Origin of the sequence: Bradyrhizobium mercantei, assembly GCF_001982635.1 — a bacterium.
GTDB classification, from domain to species: Bacteria; Pseudomonadota; Alphaproteobacteria; order Rhizobiales; family Xanthobacteraceae; genus Bradyrhizobium; species Bradyrhizobium mercantei.
This window is the reverse complement of the sequence record NZ_MKFI01000006.1, coordinates 552,116-577,186: the sequence shown is the minus strand read 5'-3', so window position 1 is coordinate 577,186 and position 25,071 is coordinate 552,116. Positions and strand designations below refer to the sequence as shown.

25 protein-coding genes and 1 tRNA gene are annotated in these 25,071 nt (G+C 64.6%); 5 read left to right on the top strand and 21 right to left on the bottom strand.

Annotated elements, in window-relative coordinates; genetic code table 11:
* Positions 1–45 precede the first annotated feature (45 nt).
* The 10 genes from BI327_RS29345 to BI327_RS29300 form a co-directional block, all read right to left on the bottom strand.
* Positions 46–1,269, bottom strand: a complete 1,224-nt coding sequence (locus BI327_RS29345) for a divergent polysaccharide deacetylase family protein (protein WP_076864731.1) — start codon at positions 1,267–1,269, stop codon at positions 46–48.
* Between the two features lie 151 nt (positions 1,270–1,420).
* Complete coding sequence (locus BI327_RS29340) at positions 1,421–2,797, bottom strand: S41 family peptidase (protein ID WP_076864730.1); 1,377 nt, start codon at positions 2,795–2,797, stop codon at positions 1,421–1,423.
* Complete coding sequence (locus BI327_RS29335; protein ID WP_076864729.1) at positions 2,794–4,188, bottom strand: murein hydrolase activator EnvC family protein; 1,395 nt, start codon at positions 4,186–4,188, stop codon at positions 2,794–2,796. The genes BI327_RS29340 and BI327_RS29335 overlap by 4 nt, the downstream gene beginning before the upstream one ends.
* A gap of 37 nt (positions 4,189–4,225) precedes the next feature.
* Positions 4,226–4,708 (bottom strand): 23S rRNA (pseudouridine(1915)-N(3))-methyltransferase RlmH, encoded by a 483-nt coding sequence (gene rlmH / locus BI327_RS29330; protein WP_076864728.1) that lies wholly within the window; start codon positions 4,706–4,708, stop codon positions 4,226–4,228.
* Positions 4,709–4,758: 50 nt separating this feature from the next.
* A complete protein-coding gene (gene rsfS / locus BI327_RS29325; RefSeq protein WP_076864727.1) occupies positions 4,759–5,127 on the bottom strand; it encodes a ribosome silencing factor in 369 nt (122 codons plus the stop codon).
* 186 nt (positions 5,128–5,313) lie between these two features.
* Entirely contained in the window at positions 5,314–5,937 is a 624-nt protein-coding gene (locus BI327_RS29320) for a nicotinate-nucleotide adenylyltransferase (RefSeq protein ID WP_083742263.1), read from the bottom strand.
* 45 nt (positions 5,938–5,982) lie between these two features.
* Positions 5,983–7,275 carry a glutamate-5-semialdehyde dehydrogenase gene (locus BI327_RS29315; protein WP_076864725.1) on the bottom strand — a complete coding sequence of 431 codons (1,293 nt, stop codon included), beginning with the start codon at positions 7,273–7,275 and terminating at the stop codon, positions 5,983–5,985.
* A gap of 121 nt (positions 7,276–7,396) precedes the next feature.
* Entirely contained in the window at positions 7,397–8,539 is a 1,143-nt protein-coding gene (proB, locus tag BI327_RS29310) for a glutamate 5-kinase (RefSeq protein WP_076864724.1), read from the bottom strand.
* A 67-nt stretch (positions 8,540–8,606) separates the two neighbouring features.
* Positions 8,607–9,659, bottom strand: coding sequence for a GTPase ObgE (gene obgE, locus BI327_RS29305; protein ID WP_076864723.1), 1,053 nt, complete (start codon positions 9,657–9,659; stop codon positions 8,607–8,609).
* 414 nt (positions 9,660–10,073) lie between these two features.
* Positions 10,074–10,553 (bottom strand): MaoC family dehydratase, encoded by a 480-nt coding sequence (locus BI327_RS29300; protein ID WP_076864722.1) that lies wholly within the window; start codon positions 10,551–10,553, stop codon positions 10,074–10,076.
* A gap of 167 nt (positions 10,554–10,720) precedes the next feature.
* Between BI327_RS29300 and BI327_RS29295 the strand changes: the two genes are divergently transcribed.
* A complete protein-coding gene (locus BI327_RS29295; protein WP_076864721.1) occupies positions 10,721–11,635 on the top strand; it encodes a DMT family transporter in 915 nt (304 codons plus the stop codon).
* Positions 11,636–11,821: 186 nt separating this feature from the next.
* Here BI327_RS29295 and BI327_RS29290 read toward each other — a convergent pair whose 3' ends face one another.
* From BI327_RS29290 to BI327_RS29275, 4 genes are all read right to left on the bottom strand, one after another.
* The gene (locus tag BI327_RS29290; RefSeq protein ID WP_076864720.1) at positions 11,822–12,418 is read right to left on the bottom strand and encodes a GNAT family N-acetyltransferase; all 597 of its coding nucleotides are present in this window, start codon (positions 12,416–12,418) and stop codon (positions 11,822–11,824) included.
* Positions 12,419–12,587: 169 nt separating this feature from the next.
* Positions 12,588–12,857 carry a 50S ribosomal protein L27 gene (rpmA, locus tag BI327_RS29285; protein ID WP_021080922.1) on the bottom strand — a complete coding sequence of 90 codons (270 nt, stop codon included), beginning with the start codon at positions 12,855–12,857 and terminating at the stop codon, positions 12,588–12,590.
* Between the two features lie 92 nt (positions 12,858–12,949).
* Positions 12,950–13,426 carry a 50S ribosomal protein L21 gene (rplU, locus tag BI327_RS29280; RefSeq protein ID WP_050630469.1) on the bottom strand — a complete coding sequence of 159 codons (477 nt, stop codon included), beginning with the start codon at positions 13,424–13,426 and terminating at the stop codon, positions 12,950–12,952.
* A 256-nt stretch (positions 13,427–13,682) separates the two neighbouring features.
* Positions 13,683–14,633 carry a GlxA family transcriptional regulator gene (locus BI327_RS29275; protein WP_076864719.1) on the bottom strand — a complete coding sequence of 317 codons (951 nt, stop codon included), beginning with the start codon at positions 14,631–14,633 and terminating at the stop codon, positions 13,683–13,685.
* 125 nt (positions 14,634–14,758) lie between these two features.
* Here BI327_RS29275 and BI327_RS29270 point away from each other — a divergent pair, with 125 nt between their 5' ends.
* Complete coding sequence (locus tag BI327_RS29270; RefSeq protein WP_076864718.1) at positions 14,759–15,562, top strand: SDR family NAD(P)-dependent oxidoreductase; 804 nt, start codon at positions 14,759–14,761, stop codon at positions 15,560–15,562.
* 115 nt (positions 15,563–15,677) lie between these two features.
* Positions 15,678–16,823 (top strand): ROK family protein, encoded by a 1,146-nt coding sequence (locus BI327_RS29265; protein WP_076864717.1) that lies wholly within the window; start codon positions 15,678–15,680, stop codon positions 16,821–16,823.
* Positions 16,824–17,193: 370 nt separating this feature from the next.
* Here the strand turns inward: BI327_RS29265 and BI327_RS29260 are convergent, their stop codons facing one another.
* Entirely contained in the window at positions 17,194–18,057 is an 864-nt protein-coding gene (locus tag BI327_RS29260) for an alpha/beta fold hydrolase (protein WP_076864716.1), read from the bottom strand.
* 213 nt (positions 18,058–18,270) lie between these two features.
* Between BI327_RS29260 and BI327_RS29255 the strand changes: the two genes are divergently transcribed.
* A tRNA-Ser gene (locus BI327_RS29255) sits at positions 18,271–18,360 on the top strand.
* Between the two features lie 408 nt (positions 18,361–18,768).
* Here the strand turns inward: BI327_RS29255 and BI327_RS41935 are convergent.
* The gene (locus tag BI327_RS41935; RefSeq protein ID WP_143271707.1) at positions 18,769–19,050 is read right to left on the bottom strand and encodes a hypothetical protein; all 282 of its coding nucleotides are present in this window, start codon (positions 19,048–19,050) and stop codon (positions 18,769–18,771) included.
* 120 nt (positions 19,051–19,170) lie between these two features.
* Here BI327_RS41935 and BI327_RS29250 point away from each other — a divergent pair, with 120 nt between their 5' ends.
* Positions 19,171–20,451, top strand: coding sequence for a hypothetical protein (locus BI327_RS29250; protein ID WP_076864715.1), 1,281 nt, complete (start codon positions 19,171–19,173; stop codon positions 20,449–20,451).
* Positions 20,452–20,572: 121 nt separating this feature from the next.
* Here the strand turns inward: BI327_RS29250 and BI327_RS29245 are convergent, their stop codons facing one another.
* The 5 genes from BI327_RS29245 to BI327_RS29230 all read right to left on the bottom strand — a co-directional run bounded on the left by BI327_RS29245 (position 20,573) and on the right by BI327_RS29230 (position 24,981).
* On the bottom strand, positions 20,573–20,818 hold the full coding sequence (locus tag BI327_RS29245; RefSeq protein ID WP_245334970.1) for a hypothetical protein: 246 nt from the start codon (positions 20,816–20,818) through the stop codon (positions 20,573–20,575).
* Positions 20,819–21,297: 479 nt separating this feature from the next.
* A complete protein-coding gene (locus BI327_RS42455; RefSeq protein WP_159450494.1) occupies positions 21,298–21,462 on the bottom strand; it encodes a hypothetical protein in 165 nt (54 codons plus the stop codon).
* A gap of 215 nt (positions 21,463–21,677) precedes the next feature.
* The gene (locus BI327_RS29240) at positions 21,678–22,562 is read right to left on the bottom strand and encodes a sigma-70 family RNA polymerase sigma factor (protein WP_076864713.1); all 885 of its coding nucleotides are present in this window, start codon (positions 22,560–22,562) and stop codon (positions 21,678–21,680) included.
* The gene (locus tag BI327_RS29235) at positions 22,559–23,197 is read right to left on the bottom strand and encodes a flavodoxin family protein (RefSeq protein ID WP_076864712.1); all 639 of its coding nucleotides are present in this window, start codon (positions 23,195–23,197) and stop codon (positions 22,559–22,561) included. The genes BI327_RS29240 and BI327_RS29235 overlap by 4 nt, the downstream gene beginning before the upstream one ends.
* A gap of 179 nt (positions 23,198–23,376) precedes the next feature.
* On the bottom strand, positions 23,377–24,981 hold the full coding sequence (locus BI327_RS29230) for an ABC-F family ATP-binding cassette domain-containing protein (protein ID WP_076864711.1): 1,605 nt from the start codon (positions 24,979–24,981) through the stop codon (positions 23,377–23,379).
* Positions 24,982–25,071 lie beyond the last annotated feature (90 nt).

Below are 25,071 nucleotides of genomic sequence, written 5' to 3'. Positions count from 1 at the left end.
CCCGGCCCCCCGGCAAGGTCTCAAGCGGCACCAACGGATTGAATCTTAGCCCGATTTTGATTTCAGCATCGCCGTTGTCAATGGCACAAGCATAATGCCCTTGGAATCCAGCGTCTTGAGCCAGGCGCCGAGCCGCTCGATCGAGACCGGCAGGGCCGAGGCGACGCCGACGGCCGTGCCGCGTTCCTTGGCGATGGTTTCCAGCTTGACCAGCGCGCGGTCGATCTCCGCCGAGGTCGGCACCGCGTCGATGGCGAAATCGGCCTTGGCGAACGGCAGCGACTGGCCGGCGGAGAGGGTCTGCGCGACGCTGCGCGGGCTGGAACCGTCGTCGAAATAGCTCAGACCGCGCTTGGCCGCCTCGCGCACGATCGGCTGCATCACCGGGTCGGTCGCGACGAACCGGCCTCCCATGAAATTGGCGATCCCGGCATAGCCCTGCAGGCGGCTCAGGTGCCAATAGAGACGGTCGAGGTTCTGCTCGCTGCTCAGCGTGGTCAGCAGGGTCTGCGGGCCGGGATCGTTGTCGGGATAGTCGAACGGCTCCATCGGGATCTGCAGCAGGATCTCGTGGCGCTGCGACCGGGCGCGTTCGGCAAGCTTGCCGGGATCGGCACCATAGGGCGTGAAGGCCAGCGTCACCGCCGGCGGCAGCTTCATGATGGCGTCGGTGGTCTTGGCGGCGCCGACACCGAGGCCCGCGACCACGATGGCGATTACGGGCATCCGGGCCGCCTTGGCGCGGTCGGCCTCGGCCGCATAGACCGTGAACGGCTTCAATCCGTCGGCAACCACCGGGATCATGCCGTAGCGCGACTTTTCCAGCAGCCGCGGGTCGATCCCGGTCATCGCCATCGGTGGCGCTTCGCCATCCGTCTTTTCAGCCGGATCGCCGGCGCCGATCACTACGTCCTGGCGCTTGCCGCTGGAGCCGTCGATGATGGTGACCGTCCTGGCGTCATTCTTGGTGTCGCCTGCCGCAGCCGGTGCCCTGGCGGCGGATTTGACCGCCGGTTCGGCCGCTTGGCCGGCCGGAGCGTGCTTGTCGTCGGCGGCTGCGGGCGCGGGGTTACGGAGTGCGATGCGGGCGATCGGTTCGCCGCCGAGCGGGTTGTCGTTGAACAGCGCAACGCCGGCGAAGCCGACCAGCACGAGGCCGAGCAGCACGGCGAGCGCCTGCATCGCCGTGAATGGCAGGCGGAAACGGCGCGTCCTGCCCGCGGTGTTCTGCCCAAGCGGCGTGCTCAGTTCATCGGCCGCTTCTGCCATGACCCTCCCCGAATCAACAGCGCGAACGATAGCACGATGCGGTGCATTCCCGCGCACTGGCCGCCCCGTCAAAGCACGGTTACGGGTGGACATCCGAAAGCAGAAAGGGCGGCCCGAGGGCCGCCCTTTCGCCTGGACGATCGGATTGGATTTAGTTCGCGGACTTATTGGCCGGCTTGTCGGCGGCGGCCTTGTCGCCGGGCGCCTTGTCAGCGGCCGGTGCCGGCGTGGCGTTCGAGGTCGACTTGATGCCGTGCAGCAGGTCGTCGGCCATCTTCAGCGCCTTGTCGTCCTTGGCGTCCGGCGGAACGTAGGACTGCGAGCCCGTCTTCTCATCGCCGTCGTTCTTCAGATGGCCGCGCAGCGAAGCCTCGCCCTTGGTGTCGGTACGCGCCTTCAGCTCTTCCGGCACGTCCTGCAGCACCTCGATATCGGGCACGATGCCCTTGGCCTGGATCGACTTGCCGGATGGCGTGTAGTAGCGCGCGGTGGTCAGGCGCAGCGCGCCGTTGCCCGAGCCGAGCGGGATGATGGTCTGCACCGAGCCCTTGCCGAACGAGCGGGTGCCGACCAGCGTTGCCCGCTTGTGGTCCTGCAAAGCGCCGGCGACGATTTCGGAGGCCGAGGCCGAGCCGCCGTTGATCAGCACGATCACCGGCTTGCCCTTGGTCAGGTCGCCCGGATGGGCGGCGCGGCGCTGGGTTTCCTCGGCATTGCGGCCGCGGGTCGAGACGATCTCGCCACGCTCCAGGAACGAGTCGGACACGGTGACCGCTTCCTCGAGCAGGCCGCCGGGGTTGTTGCGCAGATCGATGATGTAGCCCTTCAGCTTGTCGCCGATCTGGCCCTGCAGATTGGCGATCTCCTTCTTCAGGCCTTCGGTGGTCTGCTCGTTGAAGGTGGTGATGCGGATATAGGCGATGTCGTCGGCCTCGACGCGCGCGCGCACCGAGCGGACGCGGATGTTGTCGCGCACCAGCGTGACGTCGATCGGATTGTCCTGGCCCTTGCGGATGATCTTGAGCTTGATCTTGGTGTTGACCGGACCGCGCATCTTCTCGACGGCCTGATTCAGGGTCAGGCCCTGCACCGCCTCGTCGTCGAGCGTGGTGATGATGTCGTTGGCCATGATGCCGGCCTTCGAAGCCGGGGTGTCGTCGATCGGCGAGACCACCTTGATCAGGCCGTCTTCCATCGTGACCTCGATGCCGAGCCCGCCGAACTCGCCGCGGGTCTGCACCTGCATGTCGCGGAAGCTCTTGGCGTCCATGTAGCTCGAATGCGGGTCGAGGCCGGACAGCATGCCGGAGATCGCGGATTCGACCAGCTTGGAATCGTCGGGCTTCTCGACATAGTCGCTGCGCACGCGCTCGAACACGTCGCCGAATAGATTGAGCTGGCGGTAGGTGTCCGACGTCGCGGCACGCGCGCTCGATCCCATCAGCACAGCGCGGGGCTGGGTGACGAAAAGCGTCAGGGCCGCGCCGGTGGCGGCGCTAAGGAGAATTACCGAAGTCTTGCGCATCATCCGCGAACCTTTTCGCCTTCATTTGCGGCCCACCATGGACCTGGATCGATTGGAGTGCCGTCTTTCCGGAACTCGACATAGAGCACTGGCTGGCTCGCATTGGTCGCGAGAATGGATGCAACTTGGGACGTCGACCCCATGGTCGCAACCGGCTCCCCCGTAAGTACAAACTGGCCGATGTTTACCGAAATACGCTCCATCCCGGCGATCAGGACATGATACCCGCCCCCGGCATTGAGGATCAAGAGTTGTCCATAGCTGCGGAAAGGACCAGCGTAAACAACCCAGCCGTCACACGGGGTTGTGACCTGCGCGCCCGGTTTGGCCGCCAAAGAAATGCCTTTTTGTACGCCGCCGGCGCCGTCGGAACCGCCAAATTCGCGAATCTTGGTGCCATTCACGGGATACGAGAACAGGCCCTTGGCCGAGGCGAAGGCAACCGCCGGGCTCATCCGGGCCGGGTCCTTCAAGGCCCCCAGATTCGGCTTGCCGTTAACCGTGGCCGGGGCGCCCTGGAGGCTGGCCGTGGCGGCCGCCTTGGCCGCGCTCTTGAGATCCTGCTCCATCTTGGCGATCAGGCTTTGCAGGTTGTCGGCCTGCTTGGACAGCGCGATGGCGCGGGCGCCTTCGGCCTCCATGTCCTTTTCGGCCGCGCTCTGCTGCCGCTGCCGTTCATCGACCAGCGCCGCGAGCCGGGTCTGGTCTTCCCTGAGCTTGTCGCGGTCGGCGGCCAGCGCATCGCGCTCGGTCGAGATGGTCTTGCGCAGCGCGACCAGTTCGCCGAGATCGGCCGCGAGCTTCTCGGCGCGAACGCGCAACTCCGGCACCACGGCGCCGAGCAGCATCGCGGTGCGCAGCGATTGCAGCGCGTCCTCGGGCCGCACCAAGAGCGCCGGCGGCGTGCGCCGCCCGGCGCGCTGCAACGCGGCCAGCACCTCGATCACCTCGGAGCGGCGTGAATCGAGCGAGGCGCGAATTTCGCGCTCGCGGCCGTCGAGCGGTTGCAGCCGTGCCTCGGCGTCCGCGGTCCGGGTCTCGACGCTGCGCACCTGGCCGGCAATGTCGATCAGCTGCTGATTGAGCTTGCTGCGGTCCTGGCCGATCGCGGCGATGTCGGCCTTCAGCTTCTCCTGCAACTCGGTTGCCTTGCGCTGCTGCTCGCGCGCGGCCTCGAGCTCCTGCTCGCGCTGCTTGATGGCGTCGGGCGATGTCTCCGCCGTGGCGGCCTGCTGTGCCGGCGGCGCAGATTGTTGCGCTGGTGGTGCCGCCTGCGCATGCACGGCTGCCGGCGGATACGCGGCGAACAGGGCGATCGACAATGGCAGCGATGCGGCCAGCCAATGGCGGCGCGCGGTCGCGAAATCAGAGTGCTTGTGCCGCTTGTGCTGCATCCGAGCTGTTCAGCGCTGTTGTCTGTCCCTCACCGCGTCACGCGCGATGGTAGGGGTGGCCGGCCAAAATGGTCGCGGCCCGATAAATCTGTTCCAGAAGCATGACGCGGACCATTTGATGCGGCCAGGTCGCGGAGCCGAATGCAATACGCAACAAAGCCTTGCGCTGCAATTCAGGCGAAAGTCCGTCGGCGCCGCCGATCACGAAGACAGTATGTGCTGTTCCCTCGTCGCGCCAGCGGCCGAGCTGCTGCGCAAAGCTCGCGCTGTCGATACTCTTGCCGCGTTCGTCGAGCGCGACCAGCGCGTGCTTGTCAGGCAGCAGCGCGGAGATTGCCGCAGCTTCCTCGGCGATGCGCGCGGCGGTGTCGCGCGCACGGCTTTCCGCAATCTCGTGAATCTCGAGGCCGCGAAAGCCGAGCTTGCGGCCGATATCCTCGAAGCGCTCGCGGTAACGCTCCGCGAGCTCCCGTTCAGGGCCCTGTTTCAGACGGCCGATGCAGATGACGACGAGGCGCATCAACGCAGCCTAGCTGCGCTGCAGCCGATTCGCATCGGCTTCGATACCCCTTAGACCGCCGCGACCGCCGGGTTCTGAGTCCACAACCGTTCGAGATTGTAGAACTCGCGCACCTCAGGCCTGAACACGTGCACGATCACCTCGCCGGAATCGATCAGCACCCAGTCGCAATTGGGCAAGCCCTCGACGTGGATGTTCTTGACCCCGTTTTCCTTGAGGCTCTTCGTCACATTTTCCGCGATCGCGCCAACGTGCCGGTTCACCCGGCCGGTGGTGACGATCATGTAGTCGGAATATGCGGATTTGCCGCGAAGGTCGATGGTGACCGTCTCTTCCGCCTTCATATCCTCGAGGCGAGAGAGGATCAGGCTCAGCGTCTTGTTGGCATCCGGTTTGTCGGCATCCGGCTGTGCCTTCAAGGCCGCGGTTTTCGTCGATGTTTTACGCGCAGTCTTTGGAACCTTGGGTAAAACAGACTTGGACAATACAGATGTGGCCAGGGACCATTCCTTTCACTGTATCGCGGGTGCCGAATCCTCGGCCCCACGCACCATATTACGCATGTGGGGTTAATGGTTTCAATATTCCAGTAACCCTTTTGCGCTTCACGCCGTCCTCCAGCTCCCGTCCGGGTTCCGGAGTCCGGTCGAAGACAAATTGGATTTCATTCCTGTCAGGAAAACCCAGGCCGGCGCCTGCTGGTCGGCCAGCCGTGTCGCCTGATTTTCGGGCATGCGATAGCGCGACAGCGCCTGCGCCGCCGGTGCCGCAAGCGCGCGGAAGCTTTGGGGCGGTCGGTCGATCACGGCAATCGGCACATCGGACGCGATGCGCCGCCAATCTTTCCAGCGATGAAATTGCGCGAGATTGTCAGCGCCCATGATCCAGACGAAGTGCACGCCGGAGACACGGCGGCGCAAGTGGATGATCGTGTCTACGGTATAGCGCGTGCCGATGACAGCTTCGAGACAGGAGATGTCGATGCGCGGATCGTCGGCGACGCGGCGCGCAGCGGCGGCGCGCTCGTTGAGGGCGTGCAGGCCGTCATGGTTCTTCAGCGGATTGCCCGGCGTCAGCAGCCACCACACGCGGTCGAGTTGCAATCGCTTGAGCGCAAACAGGCTGATGGCGCGATGCGCGGCGTGCGGCGGATTGAACGAACCGCCGAGCAGCCCGATGCGCATGCCGTTGGTATAGAACGGAAGCGCCTGGGCTGCGGACAACGACACGGTTGAGGCTTGCTGCAAGGGTCTACCGTGCGCGTGCGACAATGATCACGGCCGCGTCTGCCCGGTGCCGTGGACGCGGTATTTGAAGCTCGTCAGCTGCTCGGCGCCGACCGGACCGCGGGCGTGGAATTTGCCGGTGGCAATTCCGATCTCCGCGCCGAAGCCGAACTCGCCGCCGTCGGCGAACTGGGTCGAGGCGTTGTGCAGCACGATCGCCGAATCGACCTCGTTGAGGAATCTCTGCGCGGCAGCGGCGTCCTCCGTCACGATCGCATCGGTGTGATGCGAGCCGTGATTTTGTATATGCGCAATCGCTTCATCGAGACCGTCGACGATCTTCGCCGAGATGATCGCGTCCTCGTATTCGGTGTTCCAGTCGTCGTCGGACGCGGGCTTCACCCTGGCATCGGCGCCTTGCACGATGTCGTCGCCGCGCACCTCGCAGCCGGCCTCGATCAGCAATTCGACCAGCGGCTTCAGCTTCGTCGCGGCCGCGTTGCGATCGATCAGCAGGGTCTCGACGGCGCCGCAGACACCGGGACGACGCATCTTGGCGTTCAGCACGACCGACTTGGCCATGTCGAGCTTCGCACTGGCATCGACGTAAATGTGGTTGACGCCCTCGAGATGCGCGAACACCGGAACGCGCGCCTCCGCCTCGACGCGCGCGACCAGGCTCTTGCCGCCGCGCGGCACGATCACGTCGACGCCGCCGTTCAGTCCCGTCAGCATCAGGCCGACGGCCGCGCGGTCACGCGTCGGCACCAGGGTGATCGCGGCCTCGGGCAGTCCGGCTTCGCGCAGGCCCTGCACCAGGCATTGATGGATCGCGCGGCAGGAGCGGAAGCTGTCGGAGCCGCCGCGCAGGATCACGGCGTTGCCCGACTTCAGGCACAGCACGCCGGCGTCGGCGGCGACGTTGGGGCGGCTCTCGAAGATCACGCCGATGACGCCGAGCGGCACACGCACGCGCTCGATGGTCATGCCGTTCGGGCGCTGCCAGCTCTCGGTGACGGCGCCGACCGGATCGATGATTGCGCGCACGGTCGCAACGCCATCGGCCATGCCGTCGACGCGCGCCTGCGTCAGGGTCAGGCGGTCGACGAAGGCGGAGGTCATGCCGCCCGCGCGCGCTTCTGCGACGTCCTCAGCGTTGGCAGCGAGGATCGCCGGCGCGTTGGCGCGGATGGCGCGTTCGATCGCGGTGAGCGCCCGGTTCTTCTGCTCCGGCGGCGCCAGCGCCAGCACGCGCGCAGCGGCGCGCGCCTTGGCGGCGAGGTCGGTCATCAGGGCGGAGAGATCGGCGTTGCCGTCGATCGCCTTCAGGGGGGCGCTCATGGAAGTCCCAGCTTTGGAATAAGGCCATGTTCTAGCATGGCAATTGGGGGGTGGCGAGGCGCGGAACCGGCATGGCAGGTGGGCGGCGAGCCGACCCGCTCGGCCAATGGCCTATTTGAGCCTATTTGGCCGGGATTGCGCCTGCCGGGCCGATTACAAGGTCGTCGCGGTGGATCATCTCCGACCGGCCGCTGATGCCCAGGATGGTCATCACATCAGGCGAGGAGCGGCCCTTGATCTTCTCGGCATTCTCGGCGTCGTAGGCGACCAGGCCGCGGCCGATCTCATGGGTGTCCGGGCCGCGCACCACCACGGCGTCGCCGCGGGCGAACTGGCCGTCGACCCGGATCACGCCGGCCGGCAGCAGGCTCTTGCCGGCGCGCAGCGCGGCGACCGCGCCGGCATCGATGGTCAGCGTGCCCTTCGGCTCCAGCGAGCCCGCGATCCAGCGCTTGCGCGCGGTGACGGGATTGGCCGGGGTCAGGAACCAGGTGCAGCGGCCGCCGTCGGCGATCGCCTGCAAGGGATGCTCGATCTTGCCGGAGGCGATCAGCATGTGGGTGCCGGCGGTGGTCGCGATCTTCGCGGCCTCGATCTTGGTGGTCATGCCGCCCCGCGACAGTTCGGACCCGGCCGAGCCCGCCATCCCCTCGATCTCCGAGGTGATGCTTTCGACCACCGGGATCAGCTTGGCGTCGGGATCGACCGCCGGCGGCGCGGTGTAGAGCCCGTCGATATCGGACAGCAGGATCAAGAGATCCGCGCTCGCCATGGTGGCGACGCGGGCCGCGAGGCGGTCATTGTCGCCGTAACGAATTTCAGTGGTGGCGACGGTGTCGTTCTCGTTGATCACGGGCACCGCGCCCCATTCCAAAAGCTTCGCGATGGTCGAGCGCGCATTGAGATAGCGGCGGCGCTCCTCGGTGTCCTGCAACGTCACCAGGATCTGCCCGGCGCCGATGCTGTGATGGCCGAGCACTTCCGACCAGATCCGCGCCAGCGCGATCTGGCCGACTGCGGCGGCAGCCTGGCTTTCCTCGAGCTTCAGCGGGCCGCGCGGCAGCTTCAGGCGGCTGCGGCCGAGCGCGATCGATCCCGACGACACCACCATGACCTCGCAGCCGCGCTTGTGCAGCTTCGCGATGTCCTCGACCAGCGCGGCAAGCCAGGATGCGCGCACCTCGCCGGCCTGCGAGTCGACCAGCAATGACGAGCCGACCTTGACGACGATGCGGCGAAAGTTCTTGAGCGCGGGGCGTTTCATGGGTTCGGTCTGGCAGGAGAGTGGAAGCAAGTGGCGCCACGAGGTGGCATGGGTGGTCGAGTTGCCGTCAACCCTGCGGCACCGGCGTCGCCCACGGCTCCGCCTGACCGCCCTTGGCCTTGTTGGACACCGGCGCTTCGCCGATCACGTCGACCAGCGCGCGCAGCGCCTCCGGCACGCCTTCGCCGGTCGCGCCTGACAGCAGCAGCGGCGTCTTCTTCGCCGCCCGCTTGAGGCGATCCTTCTGCTTCTTCAACTCGTCGGGCGCGACCGCGTCGATCTTGTTGAGCGCGACGATCTCGATCTTGTCGGCGAGCTGGCCTGCATAGGCTTCGAGCTCGGTGCGCACCGTCTTGTAGGCCTTGCCGGCATGCTCGCAGGTCGCGTCGACCAGATGCAGCAGCACGCGGCAGCGCTCGACATGGCCGAGGAAGCGGTCGCCGAGGCCGGCACCTTCGTGCGCGCCTTCGATCAGGCCGGGGATGTCGGCGAGCACGAATTCACGGCCGCCGTAATTCACCACGCCGAGCTGCGGATGCAGCGTCGTGAACGGATAGTCGGCGATCTTCGGCCGTGCCGCGCTGACCACTGAGAGGAAGGTCGATTTGCCGGCATTGGGCAGGCCGACCAGGCCGGCATCGGCGATCAGCTTCAGCCGCAGCCAGATCCAGCGCTCTTCACCGGGCGCGCCGGGATTGGCGTTGCGCGGGGCGCGGTTGGTGGAGGACTTGAAATGCGCATTGCCGAAGCCGCCATTGCCGCCGGTCGCCAGCACGAATTTTTCACCGAGCTCGGTGAAGTCGTACAGCAGCGTCTCGCGGTCCTCGTCGAACACCTGGGTGCCGACAGGCACTTTCAGCACGATCGACTTGCCGTTGGCGCCATGGCGGTCCTTGCCCATGCCATTGCCGCCCTTCTGCGCCTTGAAGTGCTGCTGGTAGCGGTAGTCGATCAGCGTGTTCAGTCCGTCGACGGACTCGATGATGACGTCGCCGCCGCGGCCGCCATTGCCGCCGGACGGACCGCCGAACTCGATGAACTTCTCGCGCCGGAACGCGACGCAGCCATTGCCGCCGTCGCCCGAGCGAATATAGACCTTGGCTTCATCGAGGAATTTCATGATCCGCTACTATAGCGCTTTCGGGCGAAGCGGACGCCGGTTCGCCGGAAGAAAACGCGTCAAAATGAGAGTCGGGAGCGTACCGGTTCTGATCCGATCAGGACCGGTCCGCTCTAGTTAGGGCAGGGCGGCCTTCGCGGCAACCCGCCAGCGCCCTGACTTTGGCGAAAAGCCTTAATTTTCGGGCGTTTTTGCGGCCCAGGCGAAAGCGGGATGAGTTTTGGTTGAATCGGCCCGGCGCGGTCTCGGCCCACCTCTCCCCGTCGGGGAGAGGTCGGCGCGAAGCGCCGGGTGAGGGCTCTTGCTCTCTCGATAGACCGTAACCCCTCACCCGATTTGCTGCGCAAATCGACCTCTCCCAAGGGAGAGGTGAACTTCGACGCCGTTCCAGCTCAACCTCATCTCATCATGTTCCTAGGCGGGCCGCCTCCGGACCAGGAATTTCTGCATCCCCTCCAGCACCAGCTCGCGGCGCTGGTTGTGCACGGTCGAGCGCAGCGTCACGACACCGGTGGTCTTGCCCGGCGACAGCTCGATCACCTCGAGCGCGGGGTAGATGGTATCGCCGGCATAGACCGGTTTCAGGAACTTGCTCGACTGTTCCAGGAAGCCGATCAGCGACTCCTCGACGACATAGGGAAACAGCCCCGCGCCGGGCGCGGTGTGCACCAGGGTCTGGAAGCCGTGGGCGAGCAAATCCGGCATGCCGCGGCTGCGGCAATATTCGACGTCGTAATGGATCGGATGGGTGTCGCCGCTGGCGGTCTGGAACGCGGCGAATACCGCCGAGGTCTGGGTCCGGCTCGGAATCACGAAGCGCTCGCCGAGCACGAAATCCTCGAACCAGCGCTGCGCGGGGACCATGCGATGCTGGGTGGGGTCGAATTCGCTCATGCGGCGTTTCCTGCTCTGTTTCTTGAATGGCGGGCCCAGCCGTAGCGCAGCCGCGGCACTGCGACAATTGGTTCGATATGCCCTCGCCGGGGTTGTCCTGCACCGCCACGTCGGTAAAACCGGCGATACGACCGGCCCGACTCAGAGGCGGCGACAACAAGACAACGATGAGCCTGTTCGCAAAACTGTCCTCCTACGACGATCGATCGGCGCGGCTCGCCGGCATCGGCTTGATGCTGCTGTCGATCTTCATGTTCTCGTTCGGCGACGCGATGGGCAAATTCATCGTCGCCACCTATTCGGTCGGGCAATTGCTGTGGCTGCGCGCCTGCGCGGCGCTGCTGGTGCTGCTGCCGATCGTGTGGCAGCGGCGCGCCGATTTCCTGCATCTGGAGCGGCCGTGGCTGCAATTGCTGCGGGTCATACTGTCGACGCTGGAGGTCGCGGCGTTCTTCCTCGCAACCGTCTATCTGCCGCTCGCCGACGTCATCACCTATTATCTGGCTGGGCCGATCTTCGTCACCGCGATGTCGGGCCTCGTGCTCGGCGAGCATATCGGCTGGCGGCGCTGGACCGCGATCCTGGTCGGCTTCTGCGGGGTGCTGATTGCGCTCAGGCCATCCGCGCAGACCATCAGCTGGCCGGCGATGATCGCGCTGGGCGGCAGCCTGTCGTTTGCGGTGCTGATGCTGATCACGCGCTCGCTGCGCGCGACGCCGGATATCGTGCTGGCGACGACGCAATTCGGCGGCACCTTCATCCTTGGCCTCGTGCTGTCGCCGTTCGGCTGGGTGACGCCATCGGCCGGCAGCCTCGTGCTGTTCTTCACCGCCGGCATCATCTCGGTCGCGGCGCTGCTCTGCGTGAACCGCTCGCTGAAGCTCGCGCCGGCGAGCGTGGTGGTGCCGTATCAGTATTCGATGATCGTCTGGGCGGTGATCTTCGGCTTCGTGGTGTTCGGCGACGTGCCGTCCTGGGCCACCATCATCGGCGCCGCCATCATCATCGCGGCCGGCCTCTACATCTTCGTGCGCGAGCAGCAGCTGGGTCGTCCGGACTCCGCGGTCAATCCGCCGGCCTGATTCTTACCCTCCCCTGGAGGGGGAGGGTCGGATCACATTGAGCGCAGCGAAATGTGAGACGGGGTGGGGTGAAGGTCTTTCCTCATCCAACAGTGCCCGAGTGGAGAGATCACCCCACCCCGCTGCGCATTCCGCTTCGCTGCATGCGCAGCGACCCTCCCCCTCCAGGGGAGGGTGAAGACAGCCTCAGCTCTCCCGCCGGATCGAGTTGTTCCAGCTCTTCAGCGAGGCCCAGACGCTGCGCGACAGGCGGAAGCAGTCGACCGGGCTCGACGAGCCCAGCGCCTCGAAGCGGTGCAGCTCGACGCCGCCCCACTGGAAGCCGCACTTCTCGAGGATATTGCGCGACGACGGATTGACGACGCGGGCGCCCGAGATCAGCTGGTCGAGGTCGAATTCCTCGAAGAAGTAATCGATCACTGCGCGCGCGGCCTCGGTGCCGAAACCCTGGCCCCAATGGTCGACGCCGAGCCAGTAGCCGAGTTCGGCCGAGTTCTCTTCGCGCCAGTCGATGCCGACCATGCCGATCGGCGTGTGATTGTTCTCGATCAGGAATACGGTCTCGCGGCCGCCGGCGCCGAGTGCGCGCACGAAGTCGATGGCGTCGTCCTGGGTATAGGGATGCGGCAGGCGGCGGGTGTTCTCCGCGATGCGGCGATCATTGGCGAGGCGTGCGATTGCTTTTACGTCCGCGAGCGTCGGCTTGCGCAATGTCAGCCGTTCGGTCTCGAGGACGCAAGCTCTTGCCTCACGCAAGGTCGGCGTCGGGATGTCCTGCAACATGTCGAGCTCCTGTGATGCGATAATCGATACGCAACGCTTGGAACGTCACGCGCGGTCGAACCGGATCGCGCGCAACAAAAAGGGGAGGCCGGTCATCCCGCCTCCCCTTGGAGCTCTTTGCTGCTCCGCCGGTTCAACAGGACCCGGCGGACTCATGTGTGTCCACCGTCTACTCGGCCGCCTGCGCCATCGGGATAACCGATACGAATGTGCGGCCGTTGGCTTTGGCACGGAACTCGACATGACCCTCGACCTTGGCGAAGAGAGTATGGTCGGTGCCCATGCCGACATTAAGGCCAGGATGCCAGGTGGTGCCGCGCTGACGCGCGATGATGTTTCCGGGGATCACACGCTCGCCACCGAACGCCTTGATGCCAAGGCGCTTGCCCTTGGAATCACGTCCGTTGCGCGATGAACCGCCTGCTTTTTTATGAGCCATAGCTCGTCTCCGACTTCGCTTTGATCTCTAGATCAATTCCTTGACGGAATCATTTCACGTTTTGTCACGCTTCACATCTGGAAGCGTAACGATCACTTCTTCTCGCTCTTGGCGGCGGCCTTCTTGGCCGGAGCCTTTTTCGCGGCCGGCGCCTTTGCGGGCGCCTTCTTCTTGGCCGCCTTCGGCGCTGCGTCCTCGCCATCGGCGGGAGCTGCGACCTTTTCCTTCTTCGGCCGCGGGCCGATGGTCGGCTTGGCGTTATCGGCCAGGATCTCGGTGATGCGAAGCACCGTGAGCTCATCGCGATAGCCGCGCTTGCGGCGTGAATTCTTGCGGCGACGCTTCTTGAACGCGATCACCTTGGCGCCGCGCTTGTGCTGCAGCACTTCGGCCGCAACGGTGGCGCCTGCCACGGTGGGCGTTCCCAGCACCGGCGTATCACCGCCGAGCACCAGAACTTCGCCTAGCTGCACGATCGTGCCGACATCGCCGGCGATCTTGCCAATCTCGAGTACATCATTCGGAACGACACGGTATTGCCGGCCGCCGGTTTTGATGACTGCGAACATCGTTTGATTCCTTCGTGTTCGATCCCGGCCTCGGACGGATCGCCCGGGTCGGCTTTTTGTTCAGTCGCTATGGGTTGCGTGTTTTGCGCGAAAGGGAATGAATTCCCAAATGGCTCGCACAAAAACAATCGGCGCGAGAAATCCCCGCGCCGGATGGGCGGACTTATAGCCGCAAACGATGCAGAGTCAAGGTAAAGCAGGGCAAAAACCGGCCAAAGATGAAGGGTTTGGCGTGATTTTGGCCACGATTGACGGTTCAGGCCGCGGTTTGTGCGGCGGCCCGCGCGTGCCGGCGGATGGTCTGCGGCGGCTGGCCGAGCACCCGCAGGAACGCCCGCCGCATCCGCTCGCGATCGGCAAAGCCGGTCTCGCCGGCAATTTCGTCCATCGAATGGCGGCCGTCGCCGATCAGTTCGCGCGCGGCCTCGACCCGGAGCTGCTCGATCGCCTTGGCCGGCGACTGGCCGGTCTCGGCGCGGAAGGCGCGGCTGAACTGGCGCGGGCTGAGCCGTGCCACCTCGGCCAATTCCTCGACCGAGAGCTCGTTGCGCAGATGTGCCTTGGCGTAGTTGAGCGCGTTCTGCACGCGGTCGGATTTCGGCGCGAGCTCGAGCAGCGCGGAAAACTGCGACTGTCCGCCGGTGCGGCGATGATAGACCACGAGCTTGCGCGCCACCGAACGGGCGACCTCGACACCGAGATCATGCTCGACCATCGCCAGCGCCAGATCGATCGTCGCGGTCATGCCGGCCGAGGTCCAGATCGGCCCATCGACGATGTAGATGCGGTCCTGCTCGACCTTGAGCCTCGGAAATCGCGCCTGCAATTCGGCGGCGAATTGCCAATGCGTGGAGACGCGTCGGCCATCGAGCAGGCCGGCTTCAGCCAGCGAGAAGGCGCCGATGCAGGGTGCTGCGATGCGCTGCGATGCCGTCATCGCGCGCCGGATGTACTCGGTCAGTTTCGGCGATGCCGGATGCAGCTCGTGGCCGGCGCCGATGAACAGCGTGTCGAAGCTGCGCGCGCCGAAGGCTTCGGTCTCGACATTGAAGCCGGCGGATGAGCGCACCGGGCCGCCATTCTCCGACAGCAGCGTGACCTCGTAGAACGGCTCACCCGCGATCAGATTGGCGACCTCGAACGCGGTGATGGCGGCGAAGCCCATCACCTGGAATTCCGGGAAGATGACGAAGCCGATCTCCTGCATGGAACCCTCCGGCGGCAAATGATGTCCTAAAAAGGTGTATATATGACATTTGAGACATGCAAGGGGGAGCCTAAAACCTGACTTGCGGCCAAAACCGGCCGTCCACGGTCAAACAGGAGACCAACATGACCAAGTCAGCCAAGGGAACGGCGCTCGTGACAGGTGCGTCGTCCGGAATCGGTGCCATCTATGCGGACCGGCTCGCACGGCGTGGCTACGATCTGATCCTCGTCGCACGCAATCGCGAGCGCCTCGATGGGCTCGCCAAGCGTCTCGCGGCGGAGACCGGCCGTTCGATCGAGATCGTCACCGCCGACCTCAGCAAGCGCGCCGACGTCTCGCGGATCGAATCCATCCTTCGCAGTAATGCCGGCATCAGCGTGCTGGTGAACAATGCCGGCGTCGGCGCCACCGCGCCGCTACTTGCATCCGATGTCGATAAGATGAGCGACATGATCGCGCTCAATGTCGACGCGCTGATGCGCCTGACCTATGCGGCGGTGCCGGGATTCGTCGCGCGCGGCGGCGGCACCATCGTCAACATCGCCTCGGTCGTCGGCGTCCAGCCGGAACTGCTGAACGGCGTCTACGGCGGCAGCAAGGCCTTCGTGCTCGCGCTGACGCATTCGCTGCAGCATGAGCTGAAGGACAAGAACGTCCGGGTCCAGGCGGTGCTGCCCGGCGCCACGGCCACCGAGTTCTGGGACATCGCCGGCACGCCGGTTGCGCATCTGCCCGGCGAGATCGTGATGAAGGCGGAGGACATGGTCGATGCCGCTCTCGCCGGCCTCGACCAGGGCGAGGTCTTCACGGTGCCGTCGCTGCCGGAGGCCGCCGACTGGCAGGCCTATGAGGCCGCCCGCCAGAAGCTGATCCCGAACCTGTCGCGCAGCGCGCCCGCGGCGCGCTACGGGGTGAAGGCTGCCTGAAGCCTGCGAGATTGCCTCCCGCGCCCGGCCGAACGCCGACGCGCGGGACGCAACCATTTGAGTTCCCCGCCGTTAGCCTGATCCGGAAGAACCTCAAGCGGGCAGGCACGGGCGAATGGCTGAAGACGCTGGACTGACCACGGGCATCGCGCACCACGGTGCCGCGCGGCTGCCATCCGTCGACATCGACAGCTTCAACATCGAGCTGAAGGACGACGAGGGCTTTCTCGGCGATCGCGCCTCCAAGGGCGCCTTCCGCAAGATATTCGACCGCTGGCGCAAGCCGCTGCGCAATTCCGGCGAGGATCCGTTCGGCGACGAGCCGTCGGACAAGATCAGCAAGAAGAAGCTCGACGAGATGCTGGTCGGCGACGACACCGAGGCCTCCGCGGTCGTGCACAGCGCGATCGAGGAATTCGCCCAGGAGCTCGCCTATGTGACGCGGCGCTTCCTCAACACCAAGGCCTGGGCGAAGACCGAGCGCATCGTGGTCGGCGGCGGCTTCCGCGACTCCAGGCTCGGCGAGCTCGCGATCGCGCGCACCGACATCATCCTGAAGGCGGAGGATTTCAAGGTCGACATGGTGCCGATCCGCTTTCATCCCGATGATGCCGGGCTGATCGGCACGCTGCATCTCGCGCCATCCTGGATCTTCGAGGCGCATGACGGCGTGCTCGCCGTCGATATCGGCGGCACCAATATCCGCTGCGGCATCGTCGAGACGCGCTGGAAGAAGGCGCCGGATCTGTCCAAGGCGGCGGTCTGGAAATCCGAGCTGTGGCGCCATGCCGATGACGAGCCCACGCGCGAAGGCGCGGTGAAGCGGCTGGTGAAGATGCTGAAGGACCTGATCACCGCCGCCGAGAAGGAGAACCTCAAGCTCGCGCCGTTCATCGGCATCGCCTGTCCCGGCGTCATCAAGGAGGACGGCGGAATCGAAAAGGGCGCGCAGAACCTGCCCGGCAATTGGGAGAGCAGCAAATTCAACCTGCCGGCGAGCCTGGTCGAGGCGATCCCGCAGATCGGCGATCATGACACCGCGATCGTGATGCACAATGATGGCGTCGCGCAGGGACTGGCCGAGGTGCCGTTCATGCAGGATGTCACGCGTTGGGGCGTGCTGACGATCGGAACCGGGCTCGGCAATGCCCGCTACACCAATCGCCGGAAGGACAACGGCAAGGACGACAAGAAGGCCGGCAAGGACAAGGACGACGAGGGCGAGAAGAAGGCCAAAAAAGCCAAGAAGGCTGACGCCTGAATCCCGCGCTTTCTGCGATCGCGCGCGCGCCATCTTGCCTTCTCCTTCCCCCTGAAAAGGGGGAAGGTCGGGATGGGGGGCAGCCGCAGGCGATGCTGTATGCGGAGAGAGCTGATCCCCACCCGCTTTGCTCTGGCGAGCAAAGCGACCTCCCCTTTTCAAGGGGAGGTTAGCACGGACGTAGCCCGGATCGCACGGTAAGGTTGACCGGTTAGGTTAAGATCGGGTTCGAATTGCCGATCCGGCGCCGGCCGCTACCGTGGACCGTGTCGCTCCCGCCGACCGGCGAAGCCGCACTTCCCGGCCAGCAATATTGAAAAGCGGCACGGGACCGCCAGTTTTTGTCGCGTCCTGGCGGTCCCACCACTTTCTACGTCCAGTTGATCCGCCCGAAGAAGCCTCTGATCTCGGCGGCTGCGCGATCGGGGTCCTCGCGATGCGGGAAATGCCCGACGTCGGGAAACATCTTGAGGTCCAGGTTGGAAAAGGTGTCGCCCAGCCGGTCGGTCCATTGATAGGGAAACAGCGGGTCGTGCTCGGCCCAGCGGATGCAGGTCGGCACCGCGATCGGCGGCAGCACGGGCGCCTCGCCCTGCATCATCTTCACGCGCCCCGCATGCGAGGCGCGGTAATGCGCAAAGCCGCCGGCGAGGTTGCCGGGCTTGAAGAAGTTGTCGGCAAAATCCTCGATCACGTCGTCGAACGCGGTCTTGCGGTGCGTCCAGTTGTGCAGGAAGTGGCCGATATAAATGCGGCAGCTGTCTCTGTTGGCGCCGACCAGCGCGGGCGCCATCTCCATCTGGTGGAACGACTGGTACCAGATGTGGTTCAGCCGGTCGGGCGCGGCCATCCGCGGCCCGATGCCGGGATAGACGAAATCGAAGAAGAACAGCCCGGCGATGCGCTCCGGCGCCTTGCGGGCGAGCGGCTGCATCACGGCGCCGCCGACGTCGTGGCCGACCACGCCGGCTCGGTCGATGCCGAGCGCATCCAGCAGCGCCAGCATGTCGTCGGTATGCTGGTCGGGGCCGTACGCGCCTATCGGCTTGTCGCTGTCGCCGAAGCCGCGCAGGTCGGGCGCGATCAGGGTGTAGCGGTCGGCGAGTCGCGCCATCACAGGCTTCCAGGTCAGCCAGAACTCCGGCCAGCCGTGCAGCAGCAACAGCGGCGGGCCGCTCCCGGTCCGCGCAACGTGGAACGCCGCGCCATTGGCCCGAATCGTTGCATGATCCATGGTCCGCTCCTGCAGTTTCCGGCTCGCGCGTGCGCCGGCCGAACCCGAGGTGTCCCGCTAGCGCCTTGTTTCCGCGCACTTTCTCACGTCGGCCCGGTGTTTCGGTGGTATGAGGCAGCGGTGACGGAAATATTATTGCAGCGCCTTGTCTGTCCCGCCATCCTCGCCTAGAACACGCCCCGACCGCGGGTGGCGCAAATCACCTGGGCCGCTGGAGAGGTGGCAGAGTGGTTGAATGCACCGCACTCGAAATGCGGCATAGGTGCAAGCCTATCGGGGGTTCGAATCCCTCCCTCTCCGCCATCCACGAACAAATCCGATCCCGCTAAAGCCACCCGGCTGCGCTAGACCAGAAAGCCGCGGCTGGCCGTGACGCGGTCCGCGGCGCGTGACCGTCAGCCCGTGACGCAGGACGTTCCAACCGATCGTGTGACGCTTCGTCTGCAGGTGGTCGAGGACTTTGCCGCCTATCAGGTGCTCCTTGCCTCGTCTCGGTCCACCGGCATTGGGGGGCGATTCGAGACCCGCACGGTTTGCGGATGTTGTGCCACGATCTGACGTATTGGCGCTTCTCTTAATCAATGGCAGGACCGGCTAGACCCCTGTCTGTCCAGCGCACGCGCCTAGCAATAAAAGGCCCCTATTTGTCGCTCGAAGAAGAGAGTCAGAGCGCTAGAGACGCAGCGGATGAATGCGCTGGCGTCAGGCTACCTATAAGGAGCCAGGAGAGCGGATCTTCGGGCCAGCCCTGTTGGAAGGTGACCGAGGTGCGACATTGCCCTCAATTGGTGCTTCAAATCCCTTTTTGAATTTGTCGTTGAGCTCGTCACTGAACGGGCTATCGGGCCTCAAGCTAAACGGATCGGTACCGCAGCCATGCCGAGGTACACTGTCGGTCTGAACGCTCGCTTCCTTCTGGCAGCCCTGCTCGGACGACGCCGCCGTCGGCACGGTGATCAGCCCGCCCAAAACGAGCAGGAAAAAAGATCGCATCGGCAAATCCCTATCTCAATCGATGGTAGAGAATGCACTGACAGTACCACTTGAAATTAGCTAAAACAACGCTCACACTAGGCTCTTCAAGTGCCTTTCTGGAGATGGGGCTCTCCCGCGATGCACGTAAGACAGTTGGTCGCCGCGGCGACGGTGAGTATTTCTGTTGGCGCGTGTGCGTTCGTCGATCAATTTGACGATCGCGTTTATCGCGCGAATCTTCAGTCGCAAAGCGCGCTGAACAGCGAAACGCTGTTGAATGTCATTCGCTCAAGCCGTTATCAGAGCATGAACTTCGTCGCCATTACGCAGGTGACAGGCGGCCAGCAAGAGACGTTGAGCACGGGCTTGCCCACAATCACGATAGGACCCGCGCAGACGGCAGCGCAGCATCAGTTTGCGGTGACTAACTCCCTCAGCAGTCAAGCAACCGGGGGATATCAGTCAAATCCGCTTGTTTCTACTGGTTTCCAGAGCGCAATGCTGTCGCCGGTCTCTCCGCGAACTGTTGCCCTTCTCGCCGCCTCTCACCCCCGAGAGGCGGTGTTTTATTCGCTGCTCGACGCGATTGTTCTGAAGGTCGGTAACTGGATTGTTCGGTTTGAGAACAACGTCACTGTCGCGCCACTGGACCCACACTGTGGTCGTCTAACCGGGGACTATACAAAGGATGACCTCGTCGTTTTCGAACGATACTGCAATTACAATGCCTTTGTCGAAATGATGCGCATCTTGATATCGGCCGGCTTGACGTCGGAGCTGATGCCGCTTGAAAACGTCGCGCAGAAAGATCAGCCACAGGCCAGTGGTCACATCTGTTTTGATCGAAGTCGTGCGGCGATAGGGTATCGCGCGGACCCCGTCTGCGGCCAATCAGCCAAGAAGTTCCAGGCGGTGCAGGCTCTGGATGCGAGCAAAAAGGGAGCGGCGGCGAAAGGGCCCAAGGACGCGGCCCACCCTCCAGCTGCACCGGACGCCGCAACTGCCAAAGCCGGCTCGCCGTCACCGGCGCCTCAAAAGAAGGGATCGACGCGCGAAAGTACCGATCAACAGTTGACGATCGAGGGTGTCGGCACTTTCAACGTTACGCTGTCGTTTCGTTCGCCAGCCTCCGTGTATCGCTTCTACGGCTTGATGTTTGGTGAGCAGCAAGGTGGCAATTTTCGTTATCACTCGGCGGCTTATAAGAACTTCCTCCGGGAGGGTGAGCCGTTTATCAACATTAGGTCTGACGCATCCGAGGGATGTTATGTAAGTGTCAACTACGCAGGGCAATTCTTTTGCGTTCCCCACTATTCGCAAAACACGGCGCTGATCTTTGCGATGCTCGAAGAGTTACGTAACCTCAGCATTCAGTCGACGGATCTAAATTCGGCCTTCACGGTACGATTGTCAAACTGAGGCGCGAAGCGATGACTAGCTTCGCGCTAGGTCGAACAATCATGACGTTTCGCTAGCCCGCCTTGTACTTGCTAATTTGCATATCTCAGGCGTCTTGCTCTGTTAGCGAGCCGCAATCGCTTCAAGAGACTTGGTCTTTGCGACGCCAAAGCTGCCGACGCTGGTTGGCGACGCGATGTCTGATGGTGATGAAGCCCGGCAATCCGTTGATGGTCGCATAGCGGATCAAGCGTGAGGGGCGCGCGACGAACAGGCGCGCGAGCCCCGCATCGCGTTCCATCGCGGCTTCGAGCCCGACCAGCGGTCGAACAGGTGCCGGCACCCGGCCGCCGCCATCGGCATAGACCGCGACATCTTCGGCGAGCAACGCGCGCAACGCGGCAAGGTGGCCGTCCGTATCGCCGTGAAGAAGGCATTTGCGAGCTGCAGGCCTTCTTCATTGCCGGCCTCGATGAGGAGACTGTTGAAGCGGCTTCACCTCGCCGGACGGGCACGCATGCGAGCGCCTCGCGAGCGCGACTGGGAGCCGCGTTGCATCGTGACAAAAGTGGTCCTCGGCGAAACGAGCCTGTTGGTGCGCCTCGGTGCACCTCGTTAACCTTAATTTTCCCTTTCGATTGTCGATACAATTTTATCGATTATCCTCGTGACAATTGAGCGGTGTGACGAACCGCGCGATGAGGGGCAAGAGCCGAGTGGCTTGACGATCTCTCTGAAATCGAAGGGTGGGCAGAGCGCAGTGCCAGCCACCTTTCGGGCTGTTCGGCGGCGGCCGGCGGGGCAAATCAATTCCTGAAGTGCTGTTGATTGCCAGGTTGCGGCGCATCTCGCGCCGCATGACGTACCTCAATTTGGATGTTCAAGATGACGTTCGCGCATTTTTTGATCGCGGCCGGTGGCGGCTGTTTGTTGCTGGCTGGCTTCGTCGCCTTTGCCCTTTGGCGAAACGCGCTGCATTCGACGGCGCGGATTTAGCAACCGGCGAGATTGAATTCCGACGGCCTCGTCCATGGGGATGAGCGGGGCTGGCGGATGGCCGCACCGCCGCGCGGCCTGACAGCCGGGCACCGCGCCTTCAACCCACCCCAGGGCGACGCGTGTCCGGCTGTTCATTATCCGATCTGCCTTCGCCGTGATCCGAGAGCCTCGGCGAGGGAGATCGATCGCTGCGTGCCGTGGCCTCATTGCGAGCCCTGCGCGTCGATGCGGCCGCGCGGGACGCGCGATCAGTTTCGCCATCCCGTCACATCAGGCACGTTGTGCAGCTTGTCGGGATTGCGGGTTACATAGATCGCGACGACGGTTTCGTTTTCGATATGCAATGCGGTCGTTTGAACGAGATCGCCCTCGATGGTGATGAAGCCCGGCAATCCGTTGATGATCGCGTAGCGGATCAATCGTGAGGGATGCACGGCGAACAGGCGGGCGAGCCCCGCAAAGCGCTCCATCGCGGCGTCACACCCGACCAGAGGCCGGATCGGTGCCGGAACCCGGCCGCCGCCATCGGCATAGACCACGACGTCTTCGGCGAGCATCGCGCGCAACGCGGCGAGGTCACCGGTCCGTGTCGCCGTGAAGAAGGCATTTGCCAGCCGCAGGCCTTCTTCATTGCCGACGACGAAGCGCGGCCTGGCATCGTGGATGTGCGCGCGTGCGCGGCTCGCAAGCTTGCGGCAAGTCGCGGCCTCGCGCCCGATCGTCTCGGACACGGCCTCGAACTCCAACCCGAACACGTCATGCAGCAGAAACGCCGCCCGTTCCAACGGCGACAGGCGTTCCAGCGCAATCATCAACGGCAGGGTCAGGTCGTCGGCCGACTCCTCTTGCTCCGGATCGAAGAACGGTTCGGGCAGCCACGGTCCGACATAGCTGGTCCGCCGGCGCCGTGCGGATTTCAATTCGTTGAGCGACAATCGCGTGACGATGGTGTGCAGCAGCGCCTTGGGATCGCGGATCTGATCGTGGTCGGCGGCGAGCCAGCGCAGCCAGGCGTCGTGCACGACATCCTCCGCGTCGGCCACCGAGCCCAGCATCCGATAGGCCAGCCGGATCAGGCGCGGACGCAGCTCGGCGAAGATCTCGGCCGCCGATGTTTCGGCCGCGTCTTTCATGACGCCGCCCGAACGGCCGCTGCGGCTGCGTCACGGCCACGCGCAAACTGCAACGCGGCCTTCGCCACCCGCTGGCCCAAATGGCGCGCGGTCGCGAGATCGGATTCGGGCGGTGCGGTATCCGCACCCTCGTCGGTGTTCGACTGCGCCCCGGCTCCGAGCCAGAACCCCAGCCGGTTCGGGTCGGCGTCCGATCCCGATGCGGAGTTGTTCCCGGGCGGCAGATCGAGATTGATCCAGTGCATGCCGTGCTGGGCGGCGAACAGGGCAAGCTGGATCAATGTGGACAGCTTGTCGCCGGCATGTGCCCCCGAATTGGTGAAGCCGGCTGCGAGCTTGTCCTTCCACCGGTAGCCCTTGGACATCACCGCACGCGACGTTGCTTCCTGAAACGCTTTGAAGGTTGCAGACGCAGCTCCCATGTAGGTCGGCGTGCCGAAGATCAGTGCTTCCGCACCCAGCAGATGATCCCAGTTCTGTTCCACGTTCTCGACTGGCACCAGCAGCGCCTCCGCGCCATCGATATCCCCAACGCCGGACCTGACGGCCTCCGCCTGCCGCCGGGTATGGCCGTAGGCGCTATGATAGACGATCGCGATCAGGGTCCGACCGCCTCCGGTTCCGATAGTATCCATGGTGTCCTCTGCTGCTGCCATTACAGAGGCTAAGACAAGGCAGCGGCTCGAAACGTGACATGCCCTCCAAATTTTTGCCCGGAGGATATTGCCCCAATTGACCGCCGCTCAGCCGGTCGCGGTGGCCGCGGGCTCCTTTGCATGGGGTTGTTTTCGATATTTTGGTGGGAGCCGGACAATCAGGCCTCTCGCGATCGGGTGCCAGCACCGAGCTCGAACCTGCGGGTGATCGCGATCGCCTCGAGGAACGCCTCGTCGTGGCTGACCACCAGCAGCGCGCCGTCATAGGCGCGTAACCCGGCCTCGACCGCTTCCATGGATTCGATGTCGAGATGGTTGGTCGGCTCGTCGAGGATCAGCAGCGGCGGCGGTGTCGGGCCGCCCAGCACGCAGGCAAGGCCGGCGCGAAGCAGTTGCCCGCCGCTGAGGCTGGAGACCAATTGCAGCGCTGCATCGGCGCGAAACATGAATCGCGCCAGCGCGGCGCGACAGGCGTTCTCATCGGCCTCCGGATTGATGCGGCGGAAATTGTCCAGGATGGAGCATGAGGCATCGAGCAGACTGACCGCCTGATCGAACAACGCAAAGCGGGTCATCACCTCGACGGTGCCGCACGCTGGGGCAAGGTCACCGCTGACGAGCTTGAGCAGCGTGGTCTTGCCGGTGCCGTTCGGGCCTGTGATCGCGACGCGCTCTGGACCCGAGATAGAGAAGCTGAGACCACGCAGGATCAGCGCGTCCGCGGTATAACCGGCGTCAGCGGCTTCGATCCGCAGCACCATCCGGCTCGCCGGCAGATGCGTCGACGGCAGTCGCACCGAGAACGGTTGCAGCACTTCGATGCGTTGGCGCGCCGCGGCGGCAAGCTCGCGCGCCTGCGTCTGCCGGCGCTCGGCGAGGCGGGCGGCCTCGCCGCCGGTGTCTTCGCTGCGATCTCTACGCAGCCCGGCCGCGATGCGCGGCATGTCGCCCTTGGCGCGCTGCTTCGCGCCGGCACTGTCCTTGCGCGCCTTCCGTTCCGTGGCTTCCCGTGCCTTGCGATCGATCTCGGCGACGCGCTTCTCGGCATCATCCAGGTCGTGTCGTGCGGCTGCGAGCTCGATCGCCTTGCGTGCGCGGTACGCGCTCCAATTGCCGCCATAGCGCCTTGCTTCCAGCGAGGACAGCTCGACGATCGCATCCATCCTCTCCAGCAGCTCGCGGTCGTGGCTGACGATGATGGCGCCGTGCCGCCAACCGGCGAGCAGGTCGACCACCGCCCTGCGCCCCTTGCGGTCGAGATTGTTGGTGGGCTCGTCGAGCAGCAGGAAGTCGGGTTCTGCAAAAGTCAGCGCCGCGAGGCGCGCCCGTGTGGCCTGTCCGCCGGACAGCATCGCAAGTGGCGTGTCGGGCACATTGTCCAGTCCAACGCGCGCGAGCGCGGCCGCGATCCGGCTGTCGAGTGTCCAGTCGACATCCGCGAGCTCGTCAGCGGTCGCAAGGCCCTGTTCGGCACGGCGCAACGCGGCCATTGCGCGGCGCGCGCCGAACAGATCGACGATACACTCGTCCGGATGCGCCTGAACCGTCTGATGCAGCATCGCGACGCGTCCCTTCACCGAGACCGTGCCGGAGTGCGGCGCCTGCCGGCCGGCGATCAGGCCGAGCAGCGTCGTCTTGCCGACGCCGTTCCTGCCGACAAGGCCGGTCCGCTCGGGGCCGAAACTGAGATCGAGATTGGAGAGGAGAACCCGGCCGTCAGGCGCGGACAGGGTCAGATGGGAGAGCGTAATCGATGCTGGCATGGATATCCCCGTGGGCAAGGCGGATGGGCTTTGCTGTCAGGGTGAAATCCATTGCTGTCGGCATCCTCAGGGATTGATGATTGAACTGAT